The following is a 10,817-nucleotide window of genomic DNA, read 5'->3' on the forward strand; positions in this document are numbered from 1 at the left end:
GCTCCTTGGGCGCAACGTCGCAGTATCCCCGGCCTTGCGCGGCGATGACAAGCGCCGCCGCCGCGCTCGCCTGATCACGGCGCGATAGGCACAATGGCCCGATGCGAGAGCACGCTCCCACCGAGCCAGCCATCGACCTGTCGCCTTCGCCCGGGGACGAGGTCAAGACCACGACCTGTTACATGTGCGCATGTCGTTGCGGCATCAAGGTCTGGCTCGCCGACGGCAACATCCGTTACATCCAGGGCAATCCCGATCACCCGGTCAACCAGGGCGTGCTGTGCGCGAAGGGTTCGGCCGGGATCATGCAGCACTACTCGCCGGCGCGGCTGAGCAAGCCGCTGCTGCGCGTGGGCGAGCGCGGCGCGGGCGAGTTCCGCGAGATCGAATGGGAGCAGGCGCTGGAGATCGCCGCCGGCTGGCTGGCGCCGATCCGCGAACGCAATCCCGACGAACTGGCGTTCTTCACCGGCCGCGATCAGTCGCAGGCCTTGACCGGCTGGTGGGCGCAGCAGTTCGGCACCGTCAACTACGCCGCGCACGGCGGGTTCTGCTCGGTCAACATGGCCGCCGGCGGTTTGTACACGCTGGGCGGTTCGTTCTGGGAATTCGGCGAGCCCGACTGGGAGCATTCGCGTTATCTGATGCTGTGGGGCGTGGCGGAGGATCACGACTCCAATCCGATCAAGCTCGGCCTGGGCAAGTTGAAGGCGCGCGGGGCGAAGATCGTCGCGGTCAATCCGGTGCGCAGCGGCTATGGCGCGATCGCCGATGAGTGGATCGGGATCCGGCCCGGCACCGACGGCTTGTTCGCGTTCGCGTTGATCCACGAGTTGCTGAAGGCCGATCGGATCGATCTGGACTTTCTGGTGCGCTATGCGAATGCGCATTGGCTGGTGATTCGCAATCCGGGCGGGGCGGACGATGGCTTGTTCGCGCGCGATGAGGAAGGGCGCGCCTTGTGTTGGGTGCGCGGCCCTGACCCCGGCCCTCACCTTGCCGACGCCACCGACATCTCCCCCGCCGTCGTAGGCGAATACACCCTGCCCGACGGCCGCCGCGTGGTTCCGGTGTTCCACCTGCTGGCCGAACGCTATCTCGATCCGCAGTTCTCGCCCGACGCGGTCAGCGAACGCTGCGGCATTCCCGCCGACACCATCCGCCGCATCGCCCGCGAGCTTGCGCAGGCCGCATTCGACAACCCGGTGAAGCTGCCGATCGCCTGGGTGGACGCGCACGGCCGCGAACACAGCGAAATGATCGGCCGCCCCGTCAGCATGCACGCCATGCGCGGCATCAGCGCGCACAGCAATGGCTTCCACACCTGCCGCGCGCTGCACCTGCTGCAACTGCTGCTGGGCGCGGTGGATACGCCGGGTTCGTTCCGCTATCAACCGCCGTTCCCGAAGCCGCTGCCGCCGCCGAACCGTCCCGGCAAACAACGCCAGGCCAACGGCGCGCTGGACGCGGCGCCGCTGGGTTTCGTGCATGGGCCGGAGGATCTGGTCGTGGACGAACACGGCCAGCCGCGCCGTATCGACCACGCGTTCTCGTGGGCTTATCCACTGTCCGCGCACGGCATGATGCACACCGTGATCCGCAACGCCTGGGCCGGCGATCCGTACAAGATCGACACGCTGATGATGTTCATGGCCAACATGAGCTGGAACTCGGCGATGAACACCACGCAGACCATCGGCTGGCTCACCGATCGCGGCAGCGACGGCGAGTACCGCATCCCGCGCATCATCTACGCCGACGCCTACGCGTCGGAGATGACCGCCTACGCCGACTTGGTATTGCCCGACACCACGTATCTGGAACGCTTCGACGCCATCAGCCTGCTGGACCGGCCGATCTCCGATGCCGATTCGGCCTGCGATGCGATCCGGCATCCAATCGTAGAAGCAGCCACTCAGCGCCTAGGCACCGACCAGAAACCCCGAGACGTCCGCGGCTTCCAATCCGTGTTGCTGGACATAGGCGCCCGCCTGGGCCTTCCCGGCATGGTCCTGGAAGACGGCAGCCCGCGTTACCGCGACTACGCCGACTACATCGTCCGCCACGAGCGCGCGCCCGGCGTCGGCCTGCTCGCCGGCTGGCGCGGCGAGCACGGCGAACTGGAAGCCAAGGGCCCGCCCAATCCCGAGCAACTGCAGCGCTACATCGAGCACGGCGGCTTCTGGCGCAGCCATGTGCCCGAGGCGGCGCGCTATTACAAGATGGCCAATCGCGCCTATCTGGATTGGGCGCAGAAGATGGGATTTCTCGGCCACGCCGAAGCGATCACGCTGCAGCTGTATTCGGAGACCTTGCAGAAGTTCCGCCTCGCCGCGCAAGGCCACGGCCCGCGCCAGCCGCCGGACGAACATCGCCAGCGCGTGGCGACGTATTTCGATCCGCTGCCGATCTGGTACGAGCCGTTCGAAGGCGCGCAGGTCGAAGATTCGGCGACGCGTTTCCCGCTCAGCGCGGTCACTCAGCGGCCGATGTTCATGTACCACGCCTGGGGTTCGCAGAACGCCTGGCTGCGGCAGATCACCACGCGCAATTATCTGTATCTGCATCCGGACACCGGCGCGCGTTTCGGATTGATTGATGCCGACTGGATCGCGGTGGAGTCGCATCACGGCCGCATCGTCGCGCAAGCCAGGTTCGCCGCCAACGTCCAGCCCGACACGGTCTGGACCTGGAACGCGATCGGCAAGCGCCGCGGCGCATGGCGCCTGTCCAAGGACGCGCCGGAAGCGAGCAAGGGGTTCTTGCTCAACCATCTGATTTCCGACATCACGCCCAAGGGCGACTACGCCAACGCCGATCCGGTCACCGGGCAGGCGGCGTGGTTCGACCTGCGGGTGACTCTGCGCAAGGCCGAGCCGGACGAAAGCACGGCGTCGGAACCCGCGCAGACGCAGTCGCAACCGCAATTCGCGCCGCTCGCGTTCGAGCCGGCCGATAATCGCCCGCTTCGCTACGGCGCACAGTTCAGGAAGAACCGATGACTACCCGCACAACAATATCCGCCTCCACCGCGGCGTCCGGCGCATGCGCGCAAGGGGCGGCATGAAGACGGTACGCGTGATCGCAGGCGTCGTGTGCATCGTGCTGGGCCTGTCGCTGTCGGCGCTGCTGGCGATGGTCGGTTTCGGCCTGGGCAACGGCGCCGGAGCGCCGGCCGCGATCTCGCTGATGCCCGGCGTGGCGGTCGGCCTGACCGTGTTCGCGGCCGGCGTGTGGATGGTCTACACCGGGCTCAAGAAAACGTGACCGGCCTGCCGCCGCCGTCGAAGAAGAAACTCGGGTTGGTGATCGACCTGGACACCTGCGTGGGCTGTCACGCCTGCGCGGTGAGCTGCAAGGAGTGGAACGCCGGCGGTTTCGCCGCGCCGCTGACCGATGAGCAGCCTTACGGCAAAGAGCCGTCGGGCGTGTGGTTCAACCGCGTGCACAGTTACGAGGTCGCCGCGCAAGCCGCGCCGGTGGAAAGCCTGCCGATGGCCGATCCGGTGCGCAGCTGCGGCACCGCGTCCGCCGCCGCGCCCGCATGCGGCAGCGCCAACGTTGCGCCGCAACCGGCGATGACCTTGCATTTCCCACGTTCGTGCCTGCACTGCGAACAACCGGCCTGCGTGACCGTGTGCCCGACCGGCGCCAGCTACAAGCGCGCCGAGGACGGCATCGTCCTGGTCGATGAGGACAAGTGCATCGGCTGCAAGCTGTGTTCCTGGGCCTGCCCCTACGGCGCGCGCGAGTACAGCCCGGTCGAAGGGGTGATGAAGAAATGCACGCTGTGCATCGACCGCATCTACAACGAGAACCTGGAAGAGTCCGAACGCCAGCCGGCCTGCGTGCAGGCGTGTCCGACCCGCGCGCGCCACTTCGGCGACCTGGGCGATCCCGAATCGGCGGTGTCCAAGCTGGTCGCCGAACGCGGCGGCGTGGATCTGATGGCGTCGCTGGGCTATCAGCCGACCAACAAGTATCTGCCGCCGCGGCCGCGCCGCGATGGCGGTGGCAACGGCGATGGCGACAGCGCGCCGGTCGCGGAAACGCTGGACAGCAAGGCCTTGCCGCCGGTGTTGCGCTGGCTCGACAAGGTGTTGTCGCGATGAGGGGTGCGGATTGTTCGCTGCGCTCGCGCGTTCGCGCGCGGCAGGGCATCGTCGCCGTTACGCCGGCATGGGCGGACTGACATGCATCCGGCATTCTCGGTCATTTTCTTCACCACGCTGTCGGGCGCGGGTTACGGTCTGATGGCGTGGATCGGCGCGATCGCGTTTTTTAAGTACGCCGAGGGTTCACCGTTCGAGCCCATGCGTGTGTTCGCGTTCGCGATGTTGGCCGCGCTGGTTCTGGTCAGCGTCGGCCTGTTCGCTTCGACCTTGCACCTGGGCAAGCCGCTGCGCGCCTGGCGCGCGTTCTCGCAATGGCGCAGTTCGTGGCTGTCGCGCGAGGGCGTGATGGCCGTCGTTACCTACGTGCCCGCACTCGGCCTGCTGCTGGGCGCGGTGCGCGAAAGCGGCGCGGCGATGCCGATGCTGCTGTCGGCGGGGGTGCCGGTGTGCGCGCTGATCACCGTGGTATGCACCGCGATGATCTACGCCTCGCTCAAGCCGATCCCCGCCTGGCGTCATCGGCTGGTGGTGCCGGCGTATCTGAGCTTCGCCCTGCTCAGCGGCGCAGCCTTGTTGCCGGTGTTGGCCGGCGTCCGCTTTGGCGGGTCGGTCGGCATCGTCGCGGTGATCGTGCTCGCACCGCTGACCGCCGCTCTGAAGCTCGCCTACTGGCGCGCCATCGACCGCACGCCGCTACCGGTGAGCCGCGGCGACGCGGTCGGCCTGCCCGACCGCGAGTTGTCGGTGTTCGAACGCCCGCACACGGAAGACAACTACCTCACCCGCGAGATGGGCTACGTGCTCGCGCGCAAGCACGCGCGCAAGCTGCGTCTGCTCGCCCTGGCGCTGTTCGCCGCCGCGCCGCTGGTTCTGGCCCTGCTGGCTCTGGCCGTGCCGGCGCTGTCCTGGGCGGCGATGGCGCTGGCGGCGCTGTGCGTGCTGACCGGCGCAGTGGTCGAGCGCTGGCTGTTCTTCGCCCAGGCCAAGCATGTGGTGACGCTGTACTACTGAGCGGCCGGCGATTCCGGTTTTGGACGGATTTAGACGCGCTCTGCGCTCGGCCTGCGAATGCCGATAAAGCGCAATCGAATTAGATATTTACGCGCGCAGATTGCACGAATCAGATGCCCCGACCGGATTAATCCAACCTATCCGGCGTGCATCGCGTCGCAGGTCTGTAATCGGTTTCATGGCATTATCCTCAACCGTCCTTACAGCCCAATCCAGACGATGCTCGGTGCCATCGGGCTCGCCCTGCTCGGCGCGCCCCTGATCACATTGCCGACGCCCGCCTTCGGCGGCGACCCGATCCTGATCGCCATCGCCAGCGATCCGGTGCAACTGCGCCTGCATTGTTTCTCGACCCGCTGCGGCGACGAGGAATGGAAGGCGGCGATGGCGCCGACCCGGCGCGCCCCGGTGATCGACCCGGCCGACCTGCCGCCGCTGCGCAAGGTGGCCCTACCCGGCCAGCAGCGCGTGATCGGCGGCGTCAGCGCGCCGGCGACTTCGCGCGAGAGCCACGCCCTGTACTCCAACGACTATCGCGTCGGCACCCGCTACGGCGTGCAGGCGCTGCGCGACGGCCCGACCCAGATCGGCCTGAGCTTCGGCGCCGGCTATCGTCTGGCGCCGCTGGCCGACGACGGCATCAACCGCCCCGGCGCGGTATTCCGCGGCGAACTCAACCTGGGCCAGCGCATCAGCGATCGCGCGCGCTGGACCCAGCGCGTGCAGGTCGAAAGCGGCCGCGGCGACACCTTCGTCAAGCAGTCGGTGCGGCTGGACGTGGACGTGTGGCAGAACTGGAAACTGGAAACCGACTTCGCCATCCGCCACGACAGTCGCGGCGGCGGCGGCAGCGAGAGCGCGGAAAGTTCTATCGAGCTGATCCGGCGGTTCTGATTCGCGCGGAACACGCGCGCGCTGCGCAAGCAATTGTGGGAGGGGCTTCAGCCCCGATGCTTTTGTTTCCGATCACAGCGATCTTGGACAAGAGCGTCGGGGCTGAAGCCCCTCCCACAAGAAAGCAGTCTCCCGCCACGACAAGCGCAGCGGCGACAACGAAATTCTGGAAACCTCGATCGAGCTGGTCCGGCGGTTTTGATTCGCGCGGGACTACTCACGCACTGCGAAAGCAATTGTGGGAGGGGCTTCAGCCCCGATGCTCTTGTTTCCGATCGCGGCGATCTTGGACAAAAGCATCGGGGCTGAAGCCCCTCCCACAAGAAAGCAGCCGCACTCCGATCCGATCAGTCGGCGTCGTCGTGCGGCACTTGCAGCGAATCGGCGATGAATTCGCCCGCGCCCTGCTCCAGCAGTTTCTGCGCGACCTCGATGCCCAGGCATTCGGGCGCGTCGCCGCGGCCTTCGCCGTGGGCGCGCACGGCGCGGCCGTCGCTGACCGAGCCGACCTGCCCGTCCAGGCGCAGATGCTCGCCGTCCAGCCAGGCGTGCGCGGCCACCGGCACGTGGCAGCTGCCGTGCAGGGCGCGGTTCATCGCCCGCTCGGCTTCCACGCAGGTGCGGGTTGAGGCGTGATCGAGCGCGGCGCACAACTCGCGCGTGGCGATGTCGTCCTCGCGCGATTCGATCGCGATCGCGCCCTGCGCCGGCGCCGGCAGCCAGTACGGCGATTCCAGGCGCTTGCGGATGCGCGCGTCCAGGCCCAGCCGCTGCAGGCCGGCGCAGGCCAGGATGATCGCGTCGTACTCGCCCGCATCCAGGCGGCCGAGGCGGGTGTTGACGTTGCCGCGCAGGTCCAGCAGTTCCAGGTCCGGGCGCAGCGCGCGCAACTGCGCCTGCCGGCGCAGCGAGGACGTGCCCACGCGCGCGCCGGTCGGCAGCGCGTCGATGCCGTCGAAGCGGTTGCTGACGAAGCCGTCGGCGTAGTCGGCGCGCTCCAGGATCGCCGGCAGGGCGAAGCCGGGCTCCAGTTGCATCGGCACGTCCTTGAGCGAATGCACGGCGCAGTCGGCTTCGCCGCGCTGCATCGCCAGTTCCAATTCCTTGAGGAACAAGCCCTTGCCGCCGATCGCCGCCAGCGAGCGGTCCAGGACCTCGTCGCCGCGGGTGCTCATCGGCACCAGTTCCACCGCCAGTCCGGGGTGCGCGGCACGCAGGCGGTCGGCGACATGCTCGCTCTGCCACAGGGCGAGCGGGCTCTTACGGGTGGCGATGCGCAGGGTCTTCATGGCGGCATTATCGCCGGTGGGGATGCCGCGGGACAAAGGCGGGAGGGAAGCGAGGTGGGGACGGGTCGTTTGGACCGGGCTCAGGTCTGATGCATCCGCCTGGCTGTTGCTTTTTGCTCGTCATTCCCGCGAAGGCGGGAATCCAGGGCTTTTCGTGCGAGAACGTTTGAAGTCGCTGGATTCCCGCTTTCGCGGGAATGACGGGCTTGAAGGATGGCGCTGAAGGCTCTGGATTCCCGCGTTTGCGGGAATGACGGCCTGGAAGGATGGCTCTGAAGTCTCTGGATTCCCGCCTTCGCGGGAATGACGGACTGGAAGGACGGCGCTGAAGGCTCTGGATTCCCGCGTTCGCGGGAATGACGGACTGGAAGGATGGTGCTGAAGTCTCTGGATTCCCGCGTTCGCGGGAATGACGGTAGGTGGGTTGCGTCGCTGCCTCCCGATTCCCGATTCCCGATTCCCGATTCCCGATTCCCGATTCCCGATTCCCGATTCCCGATTCCCGAAAGATTCAAAGATGCTTAAGCGTCTCCCGCAACGCCGCCACGCAGCGGCGGCTCACTTCCAGCGGCTGCTTGCCGTGCCGCAGGACCGCCTGCACGTGGCCTTCGGCGTTGCGCTTGAGTTCCACGATCTCGTGCCGCGCCACCAGGCAATTGCGGTGGATGCGCACGAAGCGTTCGCCGAATTCGTCTTCCAGCGACTTCAAGGACTCTTCGATCAGATCCTCGCCGCGCGCGTGATGCACGATCACGTACTTCTCTTCGGCGTGCAGGTAATGCACATCTTCGATCGGAATCAGGCGCAGGCTGCCGCGCAGACGCGCGCACAAGTGGCTGCGAACCTGGCCGGGCGCGGTTTCGCCGCCTTCGTGGCGCTCGCGGCCGGCGGCGAAGGTGCGCACGCGTTCGAGCGCGGCGTCCAGGCGTTCGGCGCGTACCGGCTTGACCAGATAGTCGATGGCCTCCGCGTCGAAGGCCGACAACGCGTGCGCGTCGTAAGCGGTGCAGAACACCACCGCCGGGCGCGGGTCGAACGCGGCCAGATGGCGCGCCGCCTCCAGGCCGTCGATGCCGGGCATGGCGATGTCGAGCAGGACCAGATCGGGCCGGTGCTCGGCGCAGGCATGCAACGCGTGTTGGCCATCGACCGCCTCGGCGACGACCTCGACGTCCGGGCGCAGTGCCAGCAATCCGCGCAAACGCTCGCGGGCTAACGGCTCGTCGTCAGCGATCACCACTCTCATGGCCAACCTCGCACCCTTCATCGGCTCTGCGCCTCCACCCCGGTCGGCACGTGCAGTTCGCACAGATAGTAGCCCCCGTTCCAGCCTGCGGTCATCCGCGCCGTAGGTCCATAGGCATATCGTATGCGCTGGCCGATGCTGTGCTGGGCATGGCGGGAGCCGGCGCGGCCGTCGGCCGGGGCCGGGGCGGGGTTGCGGATACGCAACAAAAGGTGGTCGCTGAGCTGGGTCAGCTCGATCTCGATCTCGCCGCCGCCCTGCAGCCGGGAGATCCCGTGCAGCACCGCGTTCTCCACCAAAGGCTGCAGCACCAGGCGCGGCAGCGGCATTTTCCACGGCAGCGGCTCGCGTTTGCGCCACACCACCCGCAGCCGCTCGCGCAGGCGCAGTTGCTCGATCGCCAGGTAGCGCTCGGCCAGCTCGACCTCTTCGGCCAGGCTGGAATCGCTCTTGGACGCGCCCAGCGCGGCGCGGAACAGGTCGGACAGATCCAGCACCGCGCGCTCAGCCACCTCCGGGTCGCTGCGCACCAGTCCGGCGATGGTGTTCATGCTGTTGAAGAGGAAATGCGGCTTGATCCGCGCCTGCAGCGCATCGACCTCGGCGCGGGCGTTGGCCCGGACCTGGGCTTTCCAGCTGTCGTTGACGTACAGATAGCGCAGCACCACGCCCACGGCTAGGATCGCGATGGCGGCGGTGCCGGTGACGAAACGCCAGAACGAGGTGCCGGCCGGGACCAGGCCGACCCCGGTCACCGTGTCGATGCTGTGGGTGACCCCGGCCACCGCGGCGGCGATGGCGGCCGCGGTGGCGGTGGCGATGAAGCCGCCCACGCCCGGCGGCAGGCGCGAGAGCTGCTTGCGCGACACGCACAGCAACACCGAGATCGCCAGCGCCAGCCACAGGGCGAAGGCGCTGGAGGACACGAACCGGCCCAGGTCCCAGTCGCTGCCGTCCGGCGCCAGGGCCAGCACGATCACGATCAGCTCGGCCATGCTCAGCATCACCACCAGCCGCGGCAGCCGGCACAGGTCCGGCAGCCAGGGCTCGACTTCGTCCGAATGCCCGCTCAGGCGCCCGCTCGGCGGCTTGGCAGGCGACTTGGCCGGCCCTTTGTTCGAATGCTTGCCGGTCTGCGACGGCGGCGCGGCCATGGGCGCGGGACTCAGGTCTTCGCTGCGAACCGTTGCGACATCCAATCGCCGAGCGCGGCGATTTCCTCCGCGCAGACCTGATGCGCCATCGGATAGGCGTGCCAGTCGATCTTGAAGCCCAAAGTGCGCAGGCGCGCGGCCGCCATCTCGCCACCGCGATAGGGCACGACCGGGTCGTGCTGGCCGTGGGCCATGAACAAGGGTTGGGTGTGGGCGACCGCGGTCGCTTCGCGCATCAGCCGGTCGGCCATGGGCAGGTAGGTGGACAGCGCGATCAGGCCGCCCAGGGCCTGCTTGCGCCGCAGCGCGGTCGCCAGGGTGATCGCGCCGCCCTGGGAAAAGCCCGCCAGCAGCACGCGTTCGGCCGGAATGCCGCGCTCGGCTTCGCGCGCGATCAGCGCCTCGACCTGCTGCACCGATTCGTCCACGCCGGCCTCGTCGGCGCGGTTGGCCAGATCCTGGAAGTCGCGGATGTCGTACCAGGCGCGCATGCGCAGGCCGTTGTTGATCGTGACCGCCCGCACCGGTGCGTGCGGGAACACGAAGCGCAGGGCCGGCCAGTCCTTGCGGACCAGCTCGGGCACGATCGGGGCGAAGTCGTTGCCGTCCGCGCCCAGGCCGTGCAGCCACAGCACGCTCCAGCTCGGCAGGGGACGGGTTTCGAGTTCGACGGTTTCCAGCAAAGCGGGGGCGGTGGTATCCATCGCCGCATTGTGGCGGCTGGATGCGCGCCGCGCCACGCCGGAACGGCGAAAACCTGCGGCGGGGCCCGCAAGGCGACCACCGCCCTGCCCCGCCCGCCGCATCAACGCGACGGCAGCTTGAAGTTCAAAGTCCGCCGCGCCGTGTGAGCCTCGCCACTGGCCTCGAACCGCAGCCGCGACACCGCCGCCAGCGCGGCTTCGTCGAACACGCCGGCCGGCTGCGCGGAAACCAGCTTCGGCGCGCTGGTGCGGCCGTCGGGCTGGATGGTGAAGCTGATCTCGACGCTGCCCTCGATGCGCCGGTTGAGCGCGGACAAGGGATAGCGCGGGCTGGCGTCGGCGATCAGGCGCGGCATCGGCTTGGCCGCGGGCGCCGAGCGCGCGCTGGCGGCGGGCGCCGCCGC

General features: G+C 68.1%; 12 protein-coding genes. 5 read left to right on the forward strand and 7 right to left on the reverse strand.

Annotated features, from left to right (window positions below; all coding sequences use genetic code 11):
- The first annotated feature begins 101 nt into the window (after positions 1 to 101).
- From AB4Y92_RS14200 to AB4Y92_RS14220, 5 genes are all read left to right on the forward strand, one after another.
- Positions 102 to 3,002, forward strand: coding sequence for a molybdopterin oxidoreductase family protein (locus AB4Y92_RS14200; protein ID WP_441820244.1), 2,901 nt, complete (start codon positions 102 to 104; stop codon positions 3,000 to 3,002).
- Positions 3,003 to 3,063: 61 nt separating this feature from the next.
- Positions 3,064 to 3,267, forward strand: a complete 204-nt coding sequence (locus tag AB4Y92_RS14205; RefSeq protein WP_441820245.1) for a hypothetical protein — start codon at positions 3,064 to 3,066, stop codon at positions 3,265 to 3,267.
- Positions 3,264 to 4,112: a 4Fe-4S dicluster domain-containing protein gene (locus tag AB4Y92_RS14210; protein ID WP_441820246.1), complete on the forward strand. Its 849-nt coding sequence runs from the start codon at positions 3,264 to 3,266 to the stop codon at positions 4,110 to 4,112. The genes AB4Y92_RS14205 and AB4Y92_RS14210 overlap by 4 nt, the downstream gene beginning before the upstream one ends.
- Before the next feature lie 81 nt (positions 4,113 to 4,193).
- Positions 4,194 to 5,126, forward strand: a complete 933-nt coding sequence (locus tag AB4Y92_RS14215) for a dimethyl sulfoxide reductase anchor subunit family protein (RefSeq protein ID WP_441820247.1) — start codon at positions 4,194 to 4,196, stop codon at positions 5,124 to 5,126.
- Positions 5,127 to 5,345: 219 nt separating this feature from the next.
- The gene (locus AB4Y92_RS14220; protein WP_441820248.1) at positions 5,346 to 6,020 is read left to right on the forward strand and encodes a DUF481 domain-containing protein; all 675 of its coding nucleotides are present in this window, start codon (positions 5,346 to 5,348) and stop codon (positions 6,018 to 6,020) included.
- Here AB4Y92_RS14220 and AB4Y92_RS14225 read toward each other — a convergent pair.
- From AB4Y92_RS14225 to AB4Y92_RS14255, 7 genes are all read right to left on the reverse strand, one after another.
- Complete coding sequence (locus AB4Y92_RS14225; RefSeq protein ID WP_441820249.1) at positions 5,995 to 6,159, reverse strand: DUF6053 domain-containing protein; 165 nt, start codon at positions 6,157 to 6,159, stop codon at positions 5,995 to 5,997. The two genes, AB4Y92_RS14220 and AB4Y92_RS14225, sit on opposite strands and share 26 nt — an antisense overlap.
- A gap of 74 nt (positions 6,160 to 6,233) precedes the next feature.
- Positions 6,234 to 6,464 (reverse strand): DUF6053 domain-containing protein, encoded by a 231-nt coding sequence (locus tag AB4Y92_RS14230; RefSeq protein ID WP_441820250.1) that lies wholly within the window; start codon positions 6,462 to 6,464, stop codon positions 6,234 to 6,236.
- Positions 6,368 to 7,309, reverse strand: a complete 942-nt coding sequence (gene hemC, locus AB4Y92_RS14235; RefSeq protein WP_441820251.1) for a hydroxymethylbilane synthase — start codon at positions 7,307 to 7,309, stop codon at positions 6,368 to 6,370. Before hemC ends, AB4Y92_RS14230 begins: the two co-directional genes overlap by 97 nt.
- 511 nt (positions 7,310 to 7,820) lie before the next feature.
- On the reverse strand, positions 7,821 to 8,555 hold the full coding sequence (locus AB4Y92_RS14240; protein ID WP_057944438.1) for a LytR/AlgR family response regulator transcription factor: 735 nt from the start codon (positions 8,553 to 8,555) through the stop codon (positions 7,821 to 7,823).
- A gap of 17 nt (positions 8,556 to 8,572) precedes the next feature.
- Complete coding sequence (locus AB4Y92_RS14245; protein ID WP_441820261.1) at positions 8,573 to 9,559, reverse strand: sensor histidine kinase; 987 nt, start codon at positions 9,557 to 9,559, stop codon at positions 8,573 to 8,575.
- A gap of 161 nt (positions 9,560 to 9,720) precedes the next feature.
- Positions 9,721 to 10,413, reverse strand: a complete 693-nt coding sequence (locus AB4Y92_RS14250; RefSeq protein WP_441820252.1) for an alpha/beta hydrolase — start codon at positions 10,411 to 10,413, stop codon at positions 9,721 to 9,723.
- A gap of 101 nt (positions 10,414 to 10,514) precedes the next feature.
- Positions 10,515 to 10,817 (reverse strand): energy transducer TonB (locus AB4Y92_RS14255; RefSeq protein ID WP_441820253.1); only part of this gene is annotated, 303 nt, incomplete at its 5' end.

The organism is Lysobacter sp. TAB13 (assembly GCF_052113885.1).
GTDB lineage: Bacteria > Pseudomonadota > Gammaproteobacteria > Xanthomonadales > Xanthomonadaceae > Lysobacter > Lysobacter gummosus.